The organism is Pseudomonas sp. FW305-28 (assembly GCF_017351395.1).
Classification (GTDB): domain Bacteria; phylum Pseudomonadota; class Gammaproteobacteria; order Pseudomonadales; family Pseudomonadaceae; genus Aquipseudomonas; species Aquipseudomonas fluorescens_AA.
This window is the reverse complement of the sequence record NZ_JACNDD010000029.1, coordinates 1-19,340: the sequence shown is the minus strand read 5'-3', so window position 1 is coordinate 19,340 and position 19,340 is coordinate 1. Positions and strand designations below refer to the sequence as shown.

General features: G+C 56.6%; 31 protein-coding genes and 1 pseudogene. 1 reads left to right on the top strand and 31 read right to left on the bottom strand.

All coding sequences use genetic code 11. From position 1 onward, the window contains the following. Window positions 1–113: 113 nt before the first annotated feature. Window positions 114–2,948: an excinuclease ABC subunit UvrA gene (uvrA, locus tag J4E53_RS09475; protein ID WP_072410491.1), complete on the top strand. Its 2,835-nt coding sequence runs from the start codon at window positions 114–116 to the stop codon at window positions 2,946–2,948. A gap of 157 nt (window positions 2,949–3,105) precedes the next feature. On the opposite strand, the gene bfr is transcribed toward uvrA, so the two are convergent. The 31 genes and pseudogenes from bfr to J4E53_RS09320 all read right to left on the bottom strand — a co-directional run. Beyond that, window positions 3,106–3,570 (bottom strand): bacterioferritin, encoded by a 465-nt coding sequence (bfr, locus tag J4E53_RS09470; protein ID WP_003186005.1) that lies wholly within the window; start codon window positions 3,568–3,570, stop codon window positions 3,106–3,108. Between the two features lie 157 nt (window positions 3,571–3,727). Beyond that, window positions 3,728–5,176, bottom strand: coding sequence for a catalase (locus J4E53_RS09465; protein ID WP_103308225.1), 1,449 nt, complete (start codon window positions 5,174–5,176; stop codon window positions 3,728–3,730). A gap of 223 nt (window positions 5,177–5,399) precedes the next feature. After that, the gene (rplQ, locus tag J4E53_RS09460; RefSeq protein ID WP_003186009.1) at window positions 5,400–5,786 is read right to left on the bottom strand and encodes a 50S ribosomal protein L17; all 387 of its coding nucleotides are present in this window, start codon (window positions 5,784–5,786) and stop codon (window positions 5,400–5,402) included. 42 nt (window positions 5,787–5,828) lie between these two features. Further along, window positions 5,829–6,830 carry a DNA-directed RNA polymerase subunit alpha gene (locus J4E53_RS09455; protein ID WP_003186012.1) on the bottom strand — a complete coding sequence of 334 codons (1,002 nt, stop codon included), beginning with the start codon at window positions 6,828–6,830 and terminating at the stop codon, window positions 5,829–5,831. Between the two features lie 22 nt (window positions 6,831–6,852). After that, a complete protein-coding gene (gene rpsD, locus J4E53_RS09450) occupies window positions 6,853–7,473 on the bottom strand; it encodes a 30S ribosomal protein S4 (protein WP_003176404.1) in 621 nt (206 codons plus the stop codon). 18 nt (window positions 7,474–7,491) lie between these two features. Further along, on the bottom strand, window positions 7,492–7,881 hold the full coding sequence (gene rpsK / locus J4E53_RS09445) for a 30S ribosomal protein S11 (RefSeq protein ID WP_002555466.1): 390 nt from the start codon (window positions 7,879–7,881) through the stop codon (window positions 7,492–7,494). A 30-nt stretch (window positions 7,882–7,911) separates the two neighbouring features. Further along, entirely contained in the window at window positions 7,912–8,268 is a 357-nt protein-coding gene (rpsM, locus tag J4E53_RS09440) for a 30S ribosomal protein S13 (RefSeq protein WP_003186020.1), read from the bottom strand. 130 nt (window positions 8,269–8,398) lie between these two features. After that, window positions 8,399–8,515: a 50S ribosomal protein L36 gene (rpmJ, locus tag J4E53_RS09435; protein WP_002555468.1), complete on the bottom strand. Its 117-nt coding sequence runs from the start codon at window positions 8,513–8,515 to the stop codon at window positions 8,399–8,401. 30 nt (window positions 8,516–8,545) lie between these two features. Further along, window positions 8,546–9,874 (bottom strand): preprotein translocase subunit SecY, encoded by a 1,329-nt coding sequence (gene secY, locus J4E53_RS09430; RefSeq protein ID WP_003186029.1) that lies wholly within the window; start codon window positions 9,872–9,874, stop codon window positions 8,546–8,548. Further along, complete coding sequence (gene rplO / locus J4E53_RS09425) at window positions 9,875–10,312, bottom strand: 50S ribosomal protein L15 (RefSeq protein WP_003186032.1); 438 nt, start codon at window positions 10,310–10,312, stop codon at window positions 9,875–9,877. 3 nt (window positions 10,313–10,315) lie between these two features. Further along, a complete protein-coding gene (gene rpmD, locus J4E53_RS09420; RefSeq protein WP_003176408.1) occupies window positions 10,316–10,492 on the bottom strand; it encodes a 50S ribosomal protein L30 in 177 nt (58 codons plus the stop codon). 2 nt (window positions 10,493–10,494) lie between these two features. Continuing rightward, window positions 10,495–10,995: a 30S ribosomal protein S5 gene (gene rpsE, locus J4E53_RS09415; RefSeq protein ID WP_003186035.1), complete on the bottom strand. Its 501-nt coding sequence runs from the start codon at window positions 10,993–10,995 to the stop codon at window positions 10,495–10,497. Between the two features lie 3 nt (window positions 10,996–10,998). Further along, window positions 10,999–11,349 (bottom strand): 50S ribosomal protein L18, encoded by a 351-nt coding sequence (gene rplR, locus J4E53_RS09410; protein WP_003186037.1) that lies wholly within the window; start codon window positions 11,347–11,349, stop codon window positions 10,999–11,001. A gap of 10 nt (window positions 11,350–11,359) precedes the next feature. Then, a complete protein-coding gene (rplF, locus tag J4E53_RS09405) occupies window positions 11,360–11,893 on the bottom strand; it encodes a 50S ribosomal protein L6 (protein WP_003186039.1) in 534 nt (177 codons plus the stop codon). Between the two features lie 12 nt (window positions 11,894–11,905). Then, a complete protein-coding gene (rpsH, locus tag J4E53_RS09400; protein WP_017848802.1) occupies window positions 11,906–12,298 on the bottom strand; it encodes a 30S ribosomal protein S8 in 393 nt (130 codons plus the stop codon). Window positions 12,299–12,508: 210 nt separating this feature from the next. After that, the gene (rpsN, locus tag J4E53_RS09395; protein ID WP_003186042.1) at window positions 12,509–12,814 is read right to left on the bottom strand and encodes a 30S ribosomal protein S14; all 306 of its coding nucleotides are present in this window, start codon (window positions 12,812–12,814) and stop codon (window positions 12,509–12,511) included. 13 nt (window positions 12,815–12,827) lie between these two features. Next, window positions 12,828–13,367, bottom strand: coding sequence for a 50S ribosomal protein L5 (rplE, locus tag J4E53_RS09390; RefSeq protein WP_003186044.1), 540 nt, complete (start codon window positions 13,365–13,367; stop codon window positions 12,828–12,830). 20 nt (window positions 13,368–13,387) lie between these two features. Beyond that, the gene (gene rplX / locus J4E53_RS09385) at window positions 13,388–13,702 is read right to left on the bottom strand and encodes a 50S ribosomal protein L24 (RefSeq protein WP_003186046.1); all 315 of its coding nucleotides are present in this window, start codon (window positions 13,700–13,702) and stop codon (window positions 13,388–13,390) included. 11 nt (window positions 13,703–13,713) lie between these two features. Then, on the bottom strand, window positions 13,714–14,082 hold the full coding sequence (gene rplN, locus J4E53_RS09380; protein ID WP_002555479.1) for a 50S ribosomal protein L14: 369 nt from the start codon (window positions 14,080–14,082) through the stop codon (window positions 13,714–13,716). Between the two features lie 23 nt (window positions 14,083–14,105). Continuing rightward, on the bottom strand, window positions 14,106–14,372 hold the full coding sequence (gene rpsQ / locus J4E53_RS09375) for a 30S ribosomal protein S17 (protein ID WP_003194644.1): 267 nt from the start codon (window positions 14,370–14,372) through the stop codon (window positions 14,106–14,108). 2 nt (window positions 14,373–14,374) lie between these two features. Beyond that, on the bottom strand, window positions 14,375–14,566 hold the full coding sequence (gene rpmC / locus J4E53_RS09370) for a 50S ribosomal protein L29 (RefSeq protein ID WP_002555481.1): 192 nt from the start codon (window positions 14,564–14,566) through the stop codon (window positions 14,375–14,377). After that, window positions 14,566–14,979 (bottom strand): 50S ribosomal protein L16, encoded by a 414-nt coding sequence (rplP, locus tag J4E53_RS09365; protein WP_025215754.1) that lies wholly within the window; start codon window positions 14,977–14,979, stop codon window positions 14,566–14,568. The genes rpmC and rplP overlap by 1 nt, the downstream gene beginning before the upstream one ends. 12 nt (window positions 14,980–14,991) lie before the next feature. Next, a complete protein-coding gene (rpsC, locus tag J4E53_RS09360) occupies window positions 14,992–15,678 on the bottom strand; it encodes a 30S ribosomal protein S3 (protein ID WP_003176422.1) in 687 nt (228 codons plus the stop codon). A 13-nt stretch (window positions 15,679–15,691) separates the two neighbouring features. Continuing rightward, entirely contained in the window at window positions 15,692–16,024 is a 333-nt protein-coding gene (rplV, locus tag J4E53_RS09355; RefSeq protein ID WP_003103908.1) for a 50S ribosomal protein L22, read from the bottom strand. Between the two features lie 11 nt (window positions 16,025–16,035). Then, window positions 16,036–16,311, bottom strand: a complete 276-nt coding sequence (gene rpsS, locus J4E53_RS09350; RefSeq protein WP_002555486.1) for a 30S ribosomal protein S19 — start codon at window positions 16,309–16,311, stop codon at window positions 16,036–16,038. 16 nt (window positions 16,312–16,327) lie between these two features. Continuing rightward, entirely contained in the window at window positions 16,328–17,152 is an 825-nt protein-coding gene (rplB, locus tag J4E53_RS09345) for a 50S ribosomal protein L2 (RefSeq protein ID WP_003186055.1), read from the bottom strand. A 14-nt stretch (window positions 17,153–17,166) separates the two neighbouring features. Continuing rightward, complete coding sequence (gene rplW / locus J4E53_RS09340) at window positions 17,167–17,466, bottom strand: 50S ribosomal protein L23 (RefSeq protein WP_002555488.1); 300 nt, start codon at window positions 17,464–17,466, stop codon at window positions 17,167–17,169. Continuing rightward, window positions 17,463–18,065 carry a 50S ribosomal protein L4 gene (gene rplD, locus J4E53_RS09335; protein WP_003186057.1) on the bottom strand — a complete coding sequence of 201 codons (603 nt, stop codon included), beginning with the start codon at window positions 18,063–18,065 and terminating at the stop codon, window positions 17,463–17,465. Before rplD ends, rplW begins: the two co-directional genes overlap by 4 nt. Before the next feature lie 12 nt (window positions 18,066–18,077). Further along, complete coding sequence (gene rplC / locus J4E53_RS09330) at window positions 18,078–18,713, bottom strand: 50S ribosomal protein L3 (protein WP_003186059.1); 636 nt, start codon at window positions 18,711–18,713, stop codon at window positions 18,078–18,080. A gap of 80 nt (window positions 18,714–18,793) precedes the next feature. Next, the gene (rpsJ, locus tag J4E53_RS09325; RefSeq protein ID WP_003186070.1) at window positions 18,794–19,105 is read right to left on the bottom strand and encodes a 30S ribosomal protein S10; all 312 of its coding nucleotides are present in this window, start codon (window positions 19,103–19,105) and stop codon (window positions 18,794–18,796) included. 155 nt (window positions 19,106–19,260) lie between these two features. Next, window positions 19,261–19,340, bottom strand: a pseudogene (locus tag J4E53_RS09320) (elongation factor Tu); the annotation flags it as partial.

Genomic DNA, 19,340 nt, shown 5'->3' with positions numbered 1-19,340 from the left:
CGTTTGCCGCGCAGTCTTCATGTATGGCTGCAATCGCGCCTTCAATAGTGTGCATCCATCCAGTATTTGCCCGTATACTCCTACGTTTTCGACGCCCGCCGAGCGAGGCCACTTTGGACAAGATCCTGATTCGTGGGGCCCGTACCCACAACCTGAAGAATATCGACCTGACCCTGCCACGGGACAAGCTGATCGTCATCACCGGCCTGTCCGGATCCGGCAAATCATCCCTGGCCTTCGACACGTTGTACGCCGAAGGCCAGCGACGCTATGTCGAATCGCTGTCGGCCTATGCCCGGCAGTTCCTGTCGATGATGGAAAAACCCGACGTCGACACCATCGAAGGCCTGTCGCCGGCAATCTCCATCGAACAGAAGTCGACCTCCCATAACCCGCGGTCGACGGTCGGCACCATCACCGAGATCTACGACTACCTGCGCCTGCTGTATGCGCGGGTCGGCATTCCTCGCTGCCCCGACCACGACATTCCCCTGGAAGCCCAGACCGTCAGCCAGATGGTCGACCTGGTGCTGGCTCAGCCCGAAGGCAGCAAGCTGATGCTGCTGGCCCCGGTGGTTCGCGAACGCAAGGGCGAACACCTGATGGTGTTCGAAGAGTTGCGCGCCCAAGGCTTCGTGCGGGCCCGGGTCAACGGCAAGCTGTGCGAGCTGGACGAACTGCCGAAGCTGGATAAACAGAAGAAGCATTCGATCGATGTGGTGGTCGACCGCTTCAAGGTCCGCGCCGACTTGCAGCAGCGGTTGGCCGAGTCCTTCGAGACCGCCCTGAAACTGGCCGACGGCATCGCCCTGGTCGCACCGATGGACGACGAGCCCGGCGAGGAGATCATTTTCTCCGCACGCTTCGCCTGCCCGATCTGCGGCCATGCCATCAGCGAGCTGGAACCCAAGCTGTTCTCCTTCAACAACCCGGCGGGCGCCTGCCCGACGTGCGACGGCCTGGGGGTCAAGCAGTTCTTCGACACCAAGCGCCTGGTCAATGGTGAGCTGACCCTGGCCGAAGGGGCGATTCGCGGCTGGGACCGGCGCAACGTCTATTACTTCCAGATGCTCGGTTCGCTGGCGGCCCACTACAAGTTCAGCCTGGACAAGCCGTTCAACGAGTTGCCCGCCGACCAGCAGAAATTCATCCTGCACGGCAGCGGCTCGCAGAATGTCGACTTCAAATACCTCAACGACCGTGGCGACATCGTCAAGCGTTCCCACCCGTTCGAAGGTATCGTGCCGAACCTGGAGCGACGCTACCGCGAGACCGAATCGGCCAGCGTGCGCGAAGAACTGGCCAAGTTCCTCAGCACCCAGCCCTGCCCCGATTGCCGTGGCACCCGCCTGCGTCGCGAAGCGCGGCATGTGTGGGTCGGCGAGAAGACGCTGCCGGCGGTGACCAACCTGCCGATTGGCGACGCCACCGATTACTTCGGCGGCTTGAAGCTCACCGGTCGTCGTGGCGAAATCGCCGACAAGATCCTCAAGGAAATCCGCGAGCGCCTGCAGTTCCTGGTGAACGTCGGCCTGGACTACCTGACCCTCGATCGCAGCGCAGACACCTTGTCCGGCGGCGAAGCCCAGCGTATCCGCCTCGCCAGCCAGATCGGCGCCGGCCTGGTGGGGGTGATGTACATCCTCGACGAGCCGTCCATCGGCCTGCACCAGCGGGACAACGACCGGTTGCTCGGGACCCTGAAGCACCTGCGGGACATCGGCAACACGGTGATCGTGGTCGAGCACGACGAGGACGCCATCCGCCTGGCGGACTACGTGGTGGACATCGGCCCGGGCGCGGGCGTCCATGGCGGGCATATCGTTGCCCAGGGCACGGCTGCCGAAGTCATGGCGCACCCTGACTCGCTGACGGGCAAATACCTGTCGGGCCGAGTCAAGATCAAGGTCCCGGCCAAACGCACGCCGCGCAACAAGAAGCTGTCGCTGACCCTCAAGGGCGCCCGTGGCAACAACCTGCGCAACGTCGACCTGGAAATCCCGATCGGCCTGCTGACCTGCGTGACCGGCGTGTCCGGCTCCGGCAAGTCGACGCTGATCAACAACACCCTGTTTCCCCTCAGCGCCACGGCCCTGAACGGCGCCACCACCCTCGAAGCTGCCGCCCACGACAGCATCAAGGGCCTGGAGCACCTGGACAAGGTGGTCGACATCGACCAGAGCCCAATTGGTCGTACGCCGCGCTCCAACCCGGCGACCTATACCGGGTTGTTCACACCGATCCGCGAACTGTTCGCCGGCGTGCCGGAGTCCCGCTCCCGAGGCTACGGCCCAGGGCGCTTCTCGTTCAACGTCAAGGGCGGGCGCTGCGAGGCCTGCCAGGGCGATGGCCTGATCAAGGTGGAAATGCACTTCCTGCCCGACATCTACGTGCCGTGCGATGTGTGCAAGAGCAAGCGCTACAACCGCGAGACCCTGGAGATCAAATACAAGGGCAAGAACATCCACGAAACCCTGGAGATGACCATCGAAGAAGCCCGGGTGTTCTTCGATGCGGTGCCGGCCCTGGCGCGCAAGCTCCAGACGCTGATGGATGTCGGCCTGTCGTACATCAAGCTGGGGCAGTCGGCAACGACCCTGTCCGGCGGTGAAGCCCAACGGGTCAAGTTGTCCCGCGAGCTGTCCAAGCGCGACACCGGCAAGACCCTGTATATCCTCGACGAGCCGACCACCGGCCTGCACTTCGCCGATATCCAGCAATTGCTCGACGTGCTGCATCGCCTTCGCGATCACGGCAACACCGTGGTGGTGATCGAACACAACCTGGACGTGATCAAGACGGCTGACTGGCTGGTGGACCTGGGGCCGGAAGGCGGTTCCAAGGGCGGCCAGATCATTGCCGTGGGCACGCCTGAACAAGTGGCCGAAATGAAGCAGTCCTACACCGGTTACTACCTCAAGCCGTTGCTGGAGCGTGATCGGGACTGATTTCACCCGGGCACGAAAAAGCCCCTGTCATCTCTTCGATGGCAGGGGCTTTTTGCTTTTCTTCTGTGGGAGCGAGCTTGCTCGCGATAGCGCGGTGTCAGTTTGCATTTATGCGACGATTTAACCGCAATCGCGAGCAAGCTCGCTCCACACGCGATCAGAACTGTGATTGCAGGTAGTTTTCCAGGCCAATCAACTTGATCAGACCCAACTGCTTCTCCAGCCAGTAGGTGTGGTCTTCTTCGGTGTCGTTAAGCTGGATACGCAGGATCTCGCGGGTCACATAGTCGTTGTGCTGCTCGCAGAGCTCGATGCCTTTGCACAGCGCGGCGCGGACTTTGTATTCCAGGCGCAGGTCAGCGGCCAACATATCGGGCACGGTGGTCCCGACATCCAAGTCATCCGGACGCATCCGCGGCGTGCCTTCGAGCATCAGGATCCGGCGCATCAATGCATCGGCGTGCTGGGCTTCTTCTTCCATCTCATGGTTGATACGTTCGTAGAGCTCGGTGAAACCCCAGTCCTCGTACATCCGCGAGTGGATGAAATATTGATCACGGGCTGCCAGTTCGCCTGTCAGCAACGTGTTGAGGTAATCGATTACATCTGGGTGACCTTGCATCGCCCTACATCTCCACAAGCTTTGAAGGCTCTAGTTTGAACCAACCTGACGGAGAGGTCACTCGTTCATCGCAATAAAAGTGAAGAAAATCCGAGAAAACCGGGCTAAATAACGCAAAAACCGCCCAAATGAGGGCGGTTCTGCTTCTCGTTTAGACTTAGTTAAGCTGTACGCCCAACGCCTTTGCGATACCTTCTCCATAAGCGGCGTCCGCCCTGAAGAAATGCTGGAGCTGACGGTCAACGACATCCGCCGATACACCGGCCATCGCGCCGGCGATATTGTTGATCAGCAACGCTTTCTGCTCGTCGCTCATCAAACGGAACAGCGCACCGGCGTGGCTGTAGTAGTCCGTGTCTTCGCGATGATCGTAACGATCCGCCGCGCCACTGAGGGCCAGTGCCGGCTCCGCATAACGCGGCGCCTGCTTCGGTGCCTCCACATAGCTGTTAGGCTCGTAGTTCGGAGCCGCCCCGCCATTGCTGCCAAACGCCATGGCACCGTCGCGCTGATAAGTGTTGACCGGGCTACGTGGCGCATTCACCGGCAACTGCTGGTGATTGGTGCCCACACGGTAGCGGTGCGCATCGGCGTAGGCGAAGACACGGCCCTGCAGCATGCGATCCGGCGAGAGACCAACCCCTGGCACCATGTTGCTCGGGCCAAACGCCGCCTGCTCGACTTCAGCGAAGTAATTCAGCGGGTTGCGGTTGAGTTCGAGCACACCCACTTCGATCAACGGAAACTCTTTCTGCGACCAGGTCTTGGTCACGTCGAACGGGTTCTCGTAATGGGCCGCGGCCTGGGCCTCGCTCATGATCTGGATGCAGACGCGCCATTTCGGGAAGTCACCGCGCTCAATGGCCTCGAACAAGTCACGCTGGGCATAATCCGGGTCGGTACCCGCCAGGCGTGCCGCTTCTGCCGGCGCAAGGTTCTTGATGCCTTGCAGGGTCTTGTAGTGCCACTTCACCCAGTGCCGCTCACCCTGTGCGCTGATCAGGCTGTAGGTGTGGCTGCCGAAGCCGTGCATGTGGCGGTAGCCATCCGGAATACCTCGGTCGGAAAACAGGATGGTGACCTGGTGCAGCGCCTCAGGCGAATGGGACCAGAAATCCCACATCGCCTGGGCACTTTTGAGGTTGCTTTGCGGCAGACGCTTCTGGGTGTGGATAAAATCCGGAAATTTCAACGGATCACGGATGAAGAACACCGGCGTGTTGTTGCCAACGATGTCCCAGTTGCCTTCCTCGGTGTAGAACTTCAGGGCGAAACCCCGCGGATCGCGTTCAGTGTCGGCCGAACCACGCTCGCCACCCACGGTGGAGAACCGCAGGAAGGTCGGTGTTTGCTTGCCGATCGACTCGAACAACTTGGCGCTGGTGTACTGGGTGATGTCCTGGGTGACGGTAAAGGTGCCGTAGGCCCCCGATCCTTTGGCGTGCACGCGACGCTCGGGAATGTTCTCGCGGTTGAAGTGAGCAAGCTTTTCGATCAGGTGAAAATCGTCGAGCAGCAGCGGGCCGCGCGGGCCGGCGGAACGAGAGTTCTGGTTATCGGCGACAGGAGCGCCGCTGGCGGTCGTAAGCGTTTTGATCTGGCTCATGCTCAATCTTCCTAGGTCGGTCTTCAAACTGCCGGCTAATCGGCTGGAAAGGAGTATCGATCATGTTAGTGACAGTATCCAAATTCATTAAATCATGGACATCGATAGTCATTATCTAATGCTGAAGACTTGCCGATAGCCGAACCAGGCGAAACGGTCCGGGTACTTTTCAGCAGGCAACAAAAAACCGGGCACAAGGCCCGGTTTTTCGTTTGTTGCCGACTTACTCAGCGGATACAGCTTCACCGCTGGTAGCACGATCAACCAACTCGACGTACGCCATAGGCGCGTTGTCGCCAGCGCGGAAACCGCACTTGAGGATGCGCAGGTAGCCACCCTCACGGGTAGCGTAACGCTTGCCCAGGTCGTTGAAGAGCTTACCAACGATAGCTTTCGAACGAGTACGGTCGAAAGCCAGACGGCGGTTAGCCAGGCTATCTGTCTTGGCCAGAGTGATCAGCGGCTCAGCAACGCGACGCAGTTCTTTGGCTTTCGGCAGTGTAGTTTTGATCAGCTCGTGCTCGAACAGCGACACCGCCATGTTTTGGAACATGGCCTTGCGGTGCGAGCTGGTGCGGCTCAGGTGACGACCACTTTTACGATGACGCATGGTTCATTCCTTACCAAACACAACGTTCGGTGATTACGACGATCAGGCAGTCGCCTTGTCGTCCTTCTTAAGACTTGCAGGCGGCCAGTTGTCGAGGCGCATGCCGAGGGACAGACCGCGGGAGGCCAGAACGTCCTTGATTTCAGTCAAGGATTTCTTGCCAAGGTTCGGAGTCTTCAACAGCTCTACTTCGGTACGCTGAATCAGGTCGCCGATGTAGTAGATGTTTTCCGCCTTAAGGCAGTTAGCCGAACGTACAGTCAGTTCCAGATCGTCAACCGGGCGAAGCAGGATCGGATCGATCTCGTCTTCCTGCTCGACAACCACTGGCTCACTGTCACCCTTGAGGTCGACGAACGCAGCCAACTGCTGTTGCAGGATGGTTGCAGCACGGCGGATAGCCTCTTCAGGATCCAGGGTACCGTTGGTTTCCAGATCAATAACCAGCTTGTCCAGGTTGGTACGCTGTTCGACACGGGCGTTTTCCACCACGTATGCGATACGGCGAACCGGGCTGAACGAAGAGTCAAGCTGCAAGCGACCGATGCTGCGGCTTTCGTCTTCATCGCTCTGACGCGAGTCTGCCGGTTCATAACCACGACCACGAGCTACGGTGAGCTTCATGTTCAGGGCGCCGTTAGACGCCAGGTTAGCGATTACGTGATCGGGGTTAACGATCTCGACATCATGATCCAGCTGAATATCGGCAGCGGTAACCACCCCCGAACCCTTCTTCGACAAGGTCAGCGTAACTTCGTCACGACCGTGCAGCTTGATAGCCAGACCTTTCAGGTTCAACAGGATTTCAATTACGTCTTCCTGTACACCTTCGATGGCGCTGTACTCGTGGAGCACACCGTCAATCTCGGCCTCGACTACTGCACAGCCGGGCATTGAGGACAACAGGATGCGGCGCAGCGCGTTGCCCAGGGTGTGGCCGAAACCACGCTCGAGAGGCTCGAGTGTGATCTTGGCGCGGGTTGGACTGACAACCTGCACATCAATATGGCGGGGTGTCAGGAACTCATTTACCGAAATCTGCATGGATGCACCTATTTTCTAGCCCTTACTTGGAGTAGAGCTCGACAATCAGGCTTTCGTTGATGTCGGCGGACAGATCACTGCGAGCAGGAACGTTCTTGAAAACGCCCGACTTCTTCTCAGTGTCTACTTCTACCCATTCTACGCGGCCACGTTGGGCACACAGATCGAGAGCTTGGACAATGCGAAGTTGGTTCTTTGCTTTCTCGCGAACAGCAACCACGTCACCAGCACGAACCTGGTAGGACGGAACGTTTACGGTCTGACCGTTAACGCTGATCGACTTGTGCGATACCAGCTGACGGGATTCGGCACGAGTAGAACCGAAGCCCATACGGTATACAACGTTGTCCAGACGGCATTCGAGCAGTTGCAACAGGTTTTCGCCGGTTGCGCCTTTCTTGCCAGCTGCTTCTTTGTAGTAGCCGCTGAATTGACGCTCGAGAACGCCGTAGATACGACGGACCTTCTGCTTTTCACGCAGTTGGGTGCCGTAATCGGACTGGCGACCGCGGCGTTGGCCGTGGATACCAGGTGCTGCTTCAATGTTGCACTTCGATTCGATCGCGCGCACGCCGCTCTTCAGAAAAAGATCGGTGCCTTCGCGACGAGCGAGTTTGCATTTTGGACCAATGTAACGAGCCATTCTTTACAATCTCCTGGATTACACGCGGCGCTTCTTCGGCGGACGGCACCCGTTGTGCGGGATTGGCGTCACGTCGGTGATGCTGGCGATCTTGTAGCCACAGCCGTTCAAAGCGCGGACTGCGGATTCACGACCTGGACCTGGACCCTTGACGTTCACGTCGAGGTTTTTCAGGCCGTATTCCAGCGCAGCTTGACCAGCACGCTCAGCAGCTACTTGAGCAGCGAACGGGGTGGACTTGCGGGAACCGCGGAAACCCGAACCACCGGAGGTAGCCCAGGAAAGAGCGTTACCTTGACGGTCGGTAATGGTCACGATGGTGTTGTTAAAAGAAGCATGGATGTGGGCGATGCCATCAACCACTGTCTTTTTAACTTTTTTACGAGGACGAGCAGCAGGTTTTGCCATGATTAAATTCCTGTCGATTCGCTGGGGCGATTACTTGCGGATCGGCTTACGCGGACCTTTACGGGTACGCGCGTTGGTCTTGGTACGCTGACCGCGTACTGGCAGACCACGACGATGACGCAGACCGCGATAGCAACCGAGGTCCATCAAGCGCTTGATTTTCATGTTGATTTCGCGACGCAGGTCACCTTCAGTGGTGAACTTCGCCACTTCGCCACGCAGCTGTTCAATCTGCTCGTCGCTCAGATCTTTGATCTTTGCCGCTGGGTTGACCCCAGTCACTGCACAAATTTTCTGTGCAGTAGTGCGACCAACACCATAGATGTAGGTCAGCGAGATAACAGTATGCTTGTTATCTGGAATGTTGACGCCTGCAATACGGGCCATTCAGTGGGACTCCAATTGACAGCTACCTACGCCCCGGAAGCCAAGAAATAGGGCGCGAGATAATATCGCTGTAATAACAAATAATCAACCCGGCAGCGCACTAGCTGCCGGGCTTAAAGCACAATCACACTCAGCCTTGGCGCTGTTTGTGACGCGGTTCCGCGCTGCAAATTACCCGAACAACACCTTCGCGGCGAATAATCTTGCAGTTGCGGCACAGCTTTTTCACCGATGCACGAACTTTCATCACCAACTCCTCGAACCTTATGGACGCTACTCAGCGCAACATGCCGCTGCCGTAGCCCTTCAGGTTGGCTTTCTTCATCAGGGATTCGTACTGGTGCGAAACGAGGTGCGATTGTACTTGGGACATGAAGTCCATCACAACCACGACCACGATCAGCAACGAGGTCCCGCCAAGGTAGAACGGTACGTTTGCCGCAACCACCAGGAACTGGGGCAACAGACAGACGGCCGTCATGTAAAGAGCACCGAACATGGTCAAGCGAGTCAGAACGCCATCAATGTAGCGCGCAGACTGCTCACCTGGACGGATGCCCGGAATAAAGGCACCGGACTTCTTCAGGTTTTCCGCTACGTCTTTCGGATTGAACATCAACGCCGTATAGAAGAAGCAGAAGAAAATAATCCCTGCACTAAACAGCAGAATATTCAACGGCTGACCAGGAGCGATCGACTGCGAGATGTCCTGCAACCAGCCCATACCTTCAGACTGGCCGAACCAGGCACCCAACGAAGCCGGGAACAGCAGGATGCTGCTCGCGAAAATAGCCGGAATTACGCCGGCCATGTTCACCTTCAACGGCAAGTGGCTGGTCTGCGCAGCAAACACCTTGCGGCCCTGCTGACGCTTGGCGTAGTGAACGGCAATACGCCGCTGACCACGCTCGATGAACACCACGAAACCGATAATCGCTACTGCCAGCAGACCGATGGCAACCAGGGCGAAAATGTTGATATCACCCTGACGCGCAGACTCGAAAGACTGCCCGATCGCTCTCGGAAGACCGGCGACGATACCTGCGAAGATCAACATCGAGATACCGTTGCCAACACCACGCTCAGTAATCTGCTCACCCAGCCACATCATGAACATCGCGCCCGCCACAAACGTGGTTACCGCAACGAAATGAAAGCTGAAGTCAGCAGTGAACGAAACGCCCTGCCCCGCCAGGCCAATGGACATGCCAATGGCCTGAACGAGAGCGAGGACGACAGTGCCGTAGCGGGTGTACTGGCTGATCTTGCGACGGCCAGCTTCACCTTCCTTCTTCAACTGCTCCAGCTGCGGGCTGACGGCGCTCATCAGTTGCATGATGATCGATGCCGAAATGTACGGCATGATCCCCAGTGCAAAGATGCTCATCCGCTCCAGCGCGCCGCCGGAAAACATGTTGAACAAGCTAAGAATGGTCCCCTCATTCTGTCGAAACAGGTCCGCGAGTCGGTCCGGGTTGATACCTGGAACCGGGATGTGTGCGCCTATTCGGTAGACGATAATCGCCAGGAACAGAAAACGCAGACGAGCCCAGAGTTCAGACATACCGCCTTTGCCGAGCGCAGAGAGAGCACCTTGCTTAGCCATTTATTCCTCGAACTTGCCGCCAGCTGCTTCGATAGCCGCACGCGCACCTTTGGTGGCGCCGATTCCCTTTCCGATGGTGACAGCACGAGCAACTTCGCCCGACAGCATGATTTTCACACGCTGTACGTTCTGGTTGATCACGTTGGCATCCTTCAGGGACTGCACGGTGACGATGTCGCCGTCCACTTTGGCCAGCTCGGACAGACGCACTTCTGCGCGGTCCATGGCTTTCAGGGAAACGAAACCGAACTTCGGCAGGCGACGATGCAGCGGCTGTTGACCGCCTTCAAAGCCTGGAGCAATGGTGCCACCGGAGCGGGAGGTCTGACCTTTGTGGCCACGGCCACCGGTCTTGCCCAAACCACTACCGATACCACGGCCCGGACGATGCTTTTCGCGACGGGAACCCGGCGCTGGACTCAGATCATTGAGTTTCATCGATTAACCCTCGACACGCAGCATGTAGTAAGCCTTGTTGATCATCCCGCGATTCTCGGGAGTATCCTGGACTTCTACAGTGTGACCGATGCGACGCAGACCCAGACCCTTAACGCACAGTTTGTGGTTAGGGATGCGGCCGGTCATGCTTTTGATCAGCGTTACTTTTACGGTAGCCATGATCAGAAGATCTCCTTGACGCTTTTGCCACGCTTGGCGGCAATGGATTCAGGAGACTGCATTGCTTTCAAACCCTTGAAAGTGGCGTGAACCACGTTTACCGGGTTAGTCGAGCCGTAGCACTTGGCCAGAACGTTCTGAACGCCAGCAACTTCGAGGACAGCACGCATAGCGCCGCCAGCGATGATACCGGTACCTTCAGAAGCAGGCTGCATGTACACCTTCGAAGCGCCATGGGCGGACTTCATTGCGTACTGCAGGGTGGTGCCGTTCAGATCAACCTGGATCATGTTGCGGCGAGCAGCTTCCATTGCCTTCTGGATCGCAGCAGGCACTTCACGCGACTTGCCACGGCCGAAGCCAACACGGCCTTTACCATCACCCACTACGGTCAACGCAGTGAAAGTGAAGATACGGCCGCCTTTAACGGTTTTGGCTACGCGGTTAACTTGAACCAGCTTCTCGATGTAGCCTTCGTCGCGCTTTTGGTCGTTATTTGACATAACTTAGAACTCCAGCCCAGCTTCACGAGCAGCATCAGCCAGCGCCTTGACGCGGCCGTGGTACTTGAAGCCAGAGCGGTCGAAAGCCACCTGCGAGACGCCAGCGGCTTTAGCACGCGTAGCGACCAGCTGGCCAACCTTAGTGGCCGCGTCGATGTTGCCAGTGGCGCCATCACGCAGTTCTTTATCCAAAGTCGAGGCACTTGCCAGGACTTTGTTGCCGTCGGCCGAAATGACCTGGGCGTAGATGTGCTGCGACGAGCGGAACACGCAGAGACGCACGACTTCGAGTTCGTGCATTTTCAGGCGTGCTTTGCGAGCGCGACGCAGTCGAGTAACTTTTTTGTCGGTCATTTGCTATGCCCTACTTCTTCTTGGCTTCTTTACGACGGACGACTTCGTCCGCGTAGCGCACACCTTTGCCTTTGTACGGCTCTGGTGGACGGAAGTCGCGGATCTCGGCGGCCACTTGACCTACCAGCTGCTTGTCGATGCCCTTGATCAGGATATCGGTCTGGCTAGGAGTCTCAGCGGTGATGCCTTCCGGCAGTTCATAATCCACTGGGTGCGAGAAGCCAAGAGCCAGGTTCAGCACTGTGCCTTTTGCTTGCGCTTTGTAACCAACACCGACCAGCTGGAGCTTGCGCTCGAAGCCTTGGCTTACGCCTTGGACCATGTTGTTTACCAACGCACGAGTGGTACCAGCCATTGCGCGAGTCTGTTGATCGCCATTGCGAGCAGCGAAACGCAGCTCACCAGCTTCTTCAACGATCTCAACGGACGAATGGATGTTCAGTTGCAGAGTGCCCTTGGCACCCTTCACCGAAAGCTGTTGGCCTGCGAATTTGACTTCGACACCGGCTGGCAGCTTAACGGGGTTCTTAGCGACGCGTGACATGCTTATCCCCCCTTAGAACACAGTGCAAAGAACTTCGCCGCCGACACCGGCAGCGCGCGCAGCACGATCCGTCATCACACCTTTGTTGGTGGAGACGATAGACACGCCCAGGCCGCCACGAACTTTTGGCAGATCCTCGACGGACTTGTACTGACGCAGGCCAGGACGGCTAACGCGCTTCACTTCCTCGATGACCGGACGGCCTTCGAAGTACTTCAGCTCGATGGACAGCAGAGGCTTGATTTCGCTGCTGATCTGATAACCCGCAATGTAACCTTCGTCCTTCAGGACTTTGGCAACAGCTACCTTCAACGTAGAAGATGGCATGCTTACGACGGACTTTTCAGCCATCTGGGCATTACGGATACGAGTTAGCATGTCCGCTAACGGGTCCTGCATACTCATGGGCTAGACGCTCCTAATACACAAAAAATTAGCCTTTCGGCTAGTACGTGTCGCCGAGCACATCCGCGCAATAAAAACACGGGCTCAGGCGAGCCGGGTATTCTAGACACACCCCACAAATGAATCAAGCCCCAATAGGGGCTTGATTCAAGTTCAAGGTCACCGACGGTCAGGATCTTGCGATCCCGAACGCCGCGACTTTGACAGTGCTTACCAGCTGGCTTTAACCAGACCTGGAACGTCACCACGCATTGCAGCTTGACGCAGCATGTTACGGCCAAGGCCGAACTTGCGGTACACGCCGTGCGGACGACCAGTCAGGCGGCAGCGGTTACGCATGCGCGAGGCGCTTGCGTCACGTGGCTGCTTCTGCAGGGCTACGGTAGCTTCCCAACGCGCTTCTGGACTTGCGTTCAGATCAACGATGATAGCTTTCAGCGCTGCACGCTTGGTGGCGTACTTGGCAACGGTGAGCTGACGCTTCAGCTCACGGTTCTTCATGCTCTTCTTGGCCATTTTCCTACTCCAATCAGTTGCGGAACGGGAATTTGAAAGCGCGCAGCAGTGCGCGACCTTCGTCATCCGTCCGAGCAGTGGTGGTCAGGGTAATGTCCAGACCGCGGAGAGCGTCGATCTTGTCGTAATCGATTTCCGGGAAAATGATCTGCTCTTTAACGCCCATGCTGTAGTTGCCACGACCATCGAAGGACTTGGCATTCAGGCCGCGGAAGTCGCGAACCCGAGGCAGGGAGATCGACAGCAGACGATCCAGGAACTCGTACATACGCTCACGGCGCAGGGTCACTTTGACGCCGATCGGCCAACCTTCACGGACTTTAAAGCCAGCGATGGATTTCCGAGCGTAAGTCACGACGACTTTCTGACCGGTGATCTTTTCCAGGTCAGCAACAGCGTGCTCGATGACTTTTTTGTCGCCGATCGCTTCGCCCAGACCCATGTTCAGGGTGATTTTGGTAACGCGCGGAACTTCCATCACGTTCGAAAGCTTAAGTTCTTCCTTAAGTTTCGGTGCGATTTCCTTCCGGTAAATCTCTTTTAGTCGTGCCATGGTCTTCTACCTAGCAGTGTTCAAGCATCAACCGCTTTTTGGGTCGACTTGAAGACACGAATTTTCTTACCGTCTTCTACTTTGAAACCAACGCGGTCAGCCTTGTTGGTTTCGCCGTTGAAGATGGCGACGTTGGAAGCGTGCAGTGGCGCTTCTTTCTCGACGATACCGCCCTGTACGCCCGACATCGGGTTAGGCTTGGTATGACGCTTGACCAGGTTCAGACCACCAACAACCAGACGGTTGTCAGCAAGAACCTTCAGCACCTTACCGCGCTTACCTTTGTCTTTGCCGGCGATCACGATGATCTCGTCGTCACGACGAATCTTTTGCATGTCGGATCTCCTTACAGCACTTCTGGGGCGAGCGAGACGATCTTCATGAACTTCTCAGTACGAAGTTCACGGGTCACTGGCCCAAAGATACGGGTGCCGATCGGCTCTTGCTTGTTGTTCAACAGAACAGCAGCGTTGCCATCAAAGCGGATGATGGAGCCGTCAGCACGACGAACGCCATGGCGAGTGCGGACTACGACAGCAGTCATCACTTGGCCTTTTTTCACCTTACCGCGAGGAATTGCTTCCTTGACGGTAACTTTGATGATGTCACCGATACCAGCGTAACGACGATGGGAGCCACCCAGCACCTTGATGCACATAACACGGCGAGCGCCGCTGTTATCGGCCACATCGAGCATGGATTGAGTCTGAATCATATAATTTCTCCGACCCCTAGCCCTTAGACTTCCACAGCGCGTTCGAGAACATCAACCAGCGCCCAAGACTTGGTCTTGGCCATCGGACGAGTTTCACGAATAGTGACTTTGTCGCCGATGTGGCACTGATTGGTTTCGTCGTGCGCGTGCAGCTTAGTCGAACGCTTAACGTATTTACCGTAGATCGGGTGCTTAACGCGACGCTCGATCAGAACGGTGATGGTTTTGTCCATCTTGTCGCTGACAACACGGCCAGTCAGCGTACGGACAGTTTTTTCGGCTTCAGCCATGATTACTTACCTGCCTGCTGGTTGAGCACAGTTTTCACGCGAGCGATATCACGCTTAACTTGCGAGAGCAGATGAGACTGCCCCAACTGGCCAGTTGCTTTCTGCATACGCAGATTGAACTGGTCGCGCAGCAGGCCGAGCAGTTGCTCGTTCAGCTGCTGTGCTGATTTTTCACGAAGTTCATTCGCTTTCATCACATCACCGTCCGTTTAACAAAGGCGGTGGCGAGCGGCAGCTTTGCAGCAGCCAGGGCAAAAGCCTCACGCGCCAGCTCTTCAGTTACACCCTCGATTTCATACAGGACTTTGCCTGGCTGAATCTGGGCAACCCAGTATTCGACGTTACCCTTACCTTTACCCATCCGAACTTCGAGTGGCTTCTTGGAAATAGGCTTGTCCGGGAATACACGGATCCAGATCTTGCCGCCACGTTTTACGTGACGGGTCAGAGCACGACGCGCTGACTCGATCTGACGAGCGGTGAGACGACCACGAGCAACAGACTTCAGCGCGAACTCGCCGAAGCTGACTTTGCTACCGCGCAATGCCAGGCCACGGTTGTGACCGGTCATTTGCTTGCGGAACTTCGTACGCTTTGGTTGCAACATTTGGCGTACCCCTTACTTAGCAGCTTTTTTACGAGGCGCTGGTGCTTGTGGCTTCAGTTCTTCTTGGCGACCACCAATTACTTCGCCTTTGAAGATCCAAACCTTTACACCGATCACACCGTAGGTGGTGTGAGCTTCGTAGTTGGCATAGTCGATGTCGGCACGCAGGGTGTGCAGTGGCACACGACCTTCGCGATACCATTCAGTACGTGCGATTTCAGCACCGCCGAGACGACCGCTCACTTGGATTTTGATGCCTTTGGCACCAATGCGCATGGCGTTCTGTACAGCGCGCTTCATAGCGCGACGGAACATTACGCGACGCTCCAGCTGCTGAGCTACGCTCTGCGCAACCAGCATACCGTCGAGCTCCGGCTTGCGGATCTCTTCGATATTGATGTGCACAGGCACACCCATTTGCTTGGTCAGGTCCTGACGCAGTTTCTCAACATCTTCACCTTTCTTCCCGATAACGATACCTGGACGAGCGGTGTGGATGGTGATACGTGCAGTCTGCGCCGGACGATGGATATCGATACGGCTTACGGACGCGCTTTTTAGTTTGTCTTGGAGATACTCACGCACCTTCAGATCAGCGAACAAGTAGTCCGCATAAGTCCGACCGTCTGCGTACCAGACGGAGGTGTGCTCCTTGACGATTCCCAGGCGAATGCCAATGGGATGTACTTTCTGACCCATCTCTTCGACTCCGTTACTTGTCAGCAACCTTGACAGTGATATGGCAAGACCGCTTGACGATGCGATCAGCACGGCCTTTGGCACGTGGCATGATGCGCTTCAGCGAACGCCCTTCGTTGACGAAAACGGTGCTGACCTTCAGGTCATCAACGTCTGCGCCTTCGTTATGCTCGGCGTTGGCTACGGCCGACTCCAGCACTTTCTTCATGATCTCGGCGGCTTTCTTACTGCTGAAAGCCAACAGGTTGAGCGCTTCGCCCACCTTCTTCCCGCGGATCTGGTCGGCGACCAAGCGGGCTTTCTGGGCGGAGATTCGAGCGCCCGACAACTTAGCGGCTACTTCCATTTCCTTACCCCTTAACGCTTGGCTTTCTTGTCAGCCACGTGCCCACGGTATGTGCGGGTACCGGCGAACTCGCCCAGTTTGTGGCCGACCATGTCTTCGTTCACGAGAACTGGGACGTGTTGGCGACCGTTGTGTACTGCGATGGTCAGACCGACCATTTGTGGCAGGATCATCGAACGACGCGACCAGGTCTTAACTGGTTTGCGATCATTCTTTTCCGCCGCCACTTCGATCTTCTTCAGTAGGTGAAGATCAATAAAAGGACCTTTTTTCAGAGAACGTGGCACTGTCGTATCCCTCTATTTACTTGCGACGACGGACGATCATTTTGTCGGTACGCTTATTACCACGAGTCTTCGCGCCCTTAGTCGGGAAGCCCCATGGCGATACCGGATGACGACCACCAGAGGTACGACCTTCACCACCACCATGTGGGTGGTCAACCGGGTTCATGGCAACACCACGAACGGTTGGGCGAACGCCACGCCAGCGCTTGGCACCAGCTTTACCCAACGAACGCAGGCTGTGCTCGGAGTTCGAGACTTCGCCCAGGGTCGCACGGCATTCAGCCAGTACTTTACGCATCTCACCAGAACGCAGACGCAGGGTCACGTAGACACCTTCACGAGCGATCAGCTGAGCCGAAGCACCAGCGGAACGAGCGATCTGTGCGCCTTTACCTGGCTTCAATTCGATGCCGTGTACGGTGCTACCAACTGGAATGTTACGCAGTTGCAGAGCGTTGCCCGGCTTGATCGGTGCCAGGGCACCTGCGATCAGCTGGTCGCCAGCACTCACGCCTTTAGGGGCGATGATGTAGCGACGCTCGCCATCTGCGTACAGCAGCAGAGCGATGTGAGCAGTACGGTTTGGATCGTATTCGATACGCTCGACGGTGGCAGCGATGCCATCCTTGTCGTTGCGACGGAAGTCGACCAGACGATAATGCTGCTTATGACCACCACCGATGTGACGAGTGGTAATACGGCCATTGTTGTTACGACCACCAGACTTCGATTTTTTCTCGAGCAGCGGTGCGTGAGGAGCGCCTTTATGCAGCTCCTGGTTGACCACCTTGACCACAAAACGGCGGCCAGGGGAAGTCGGTTTGCATTTAACGATTGCCATGATGCACCCCTTCCTTACTCAGCACTGCTGCTGAAATCGAGATCTTGGCCTGGCTGAAGGGAGATAACTGCCTTCTTCCAGTCATTACGCTTGCCCAGACCGCGAGCAGTGCGCTTGCTTTTACCCAGAACGTTCAGGGTAGTCACGCGCTCTACTTTCACGCTGAACAGGCTTTCGACGGCCTTCTTGATTTCCAGCTTGGTTGCGTCGGTAGCAACCTTGAAAACGAACTGGCCTTTCTTGTCTGCCAGAACCGTAGCCTTCTCGGAAACGTGCGGGCCAAGCAGAACTTTAAATACGCGTTCCTGGTTCATCCCAGCAGCTCCTCGAATTTCTTCACGGCCGACACGGTGATCAACACCTTGTCGTATGCGATCAGACTGACCGGATCGGAACCCTGCACGTCACGAACGTCGACGTGTGGCAGGTTGCGAGCAGCCAGGTACAGGTTCTGATCAACAGCGTCAGACACGATCAGGACGTCAGTCAGGCCCATGCCGTTCAGCTTGTTCAGCAGATCTTTGGTTTTCGGTGCTTCAACAGCGAAGTCCTGAACCACGACCAGACGATCAGTACGCACCAGCTCAGCAAGGATGGAACGCATTGCTGCGCGATACATCTTCTTGTTCAGCTTCTGGGAGTGATCCTGAGGACGAGCTGCGAAAGTGGTACCGCCGCCACGCCAGATTGGGCTACGGATAGTACCGGCACGAGCACGGCCAGTACCTTTCTGACGCCATGGGCGCTTGCCGCCACCGGAAACGTCGGAACGGGTCTTTTGCTGCTTGCTACCTTGACGGCCGCCGGCCATGTAGGCCACGACTGCTTGGTGAACCAGCGTCTCGTTGAATTCGCCGCCAAATGTCAGTTCGGAAACTTCGATCGCTTGAGCGTCATTTACATTTAATTGCATGTCAGCTTCCCCTTAACCGCGAGCCTTGGCTGCTGGACGTACAACCAAGTTGCCGCCAGTAGCGCCAGGAACAGCGCCCTTGACCAACAACAGATTGCGTTCAGCGTCCACGCGCACTACTTCGAGGGACTGCACGGTCACGCGCTCAGCGCCCATATGACCGGACATTTTTTTGCCCTTGAATACACGACCAGGAGTCTGGCACTGGCCGATAGAGCCTGGAACGCGGTGGGATACGGAGTTACCGTGGGTGTTATCTTGCCCGCGGAAGTTCCAACGCTTGATCGTACCCTGGAAGCCTTTACCCTTGGACTGACCGGTTACATCAACCAGTTGGCCAGCGGCGAAGATTTCAGCGTTGATCAGATCGCCGGCCTGGTACTCGCCTTCTTCAAGGCGGAATTCCATTACGGTACGACCAGCGGCAACGTTCGCCTTGGCGAAGTGGCCAGCCTGAGCTGCTGTTACACGCGAAGCACGACGCTCGCCGACAGTGACTTGCACTGCACGATAGCCATCGGTCTCTTCAGTTTTGAACTGGGTGACGCGATTCGGCTCGATCTCAATGACCGTGACCGGAATGGAGACACCTTCTTCGGTGAAAATACGGGTCATACCGCATTTACGACCGACTACACCAATAGTCATGTTGTAAACCTCATGAGTGTACGGGGCTTTCACCCGCTATGGCCGCCCATTTCAGAGCGTTACACGACTAAGACCGAGTCTTAGCCGAGGCTGATCTGCACTTCCACACCGGCCGCAAGATCAAGCTTCATAAGAGCATCAACGGTTTTATCCGTTGGCTGGACGATGTCCAGAACGCGCTTATGAGTACGGATCTCGTACTGGTCACGCGCGTCTTTGTTGACGTGCGGGGAGACCAGAACGGTGAACCGCTCTTTACGGGTAGGCAGTGGAATTGGACCACGCACTTGAGCACCAGTACGTTTCGCGGTTTCCACGATTTCCTGGGTGGATTGGTCGATCAGGCGATGGTCAAAAGCCTTCAACCTGATACGGATTTGCTGATTTTGCATTGGATTTCAGACTCCGGCTGCTATTCCCACCGGGCGCAATACGCCCGTTAAAAGGAGGCGCAATTCTATAGACGCCCCTGATAGGTGTCAACCCAATAAAAAAGCCCCCGCTAAGCGGGGGCTTTTCAACTCATCAAGCTGACTCTAAAAGAGACTTACTCGATGACTTTGGCTACGACGCCAGCGCCGACGGTACGACCGCCTTCACGGATAGCGAAACGCAGACCGTCTTCCA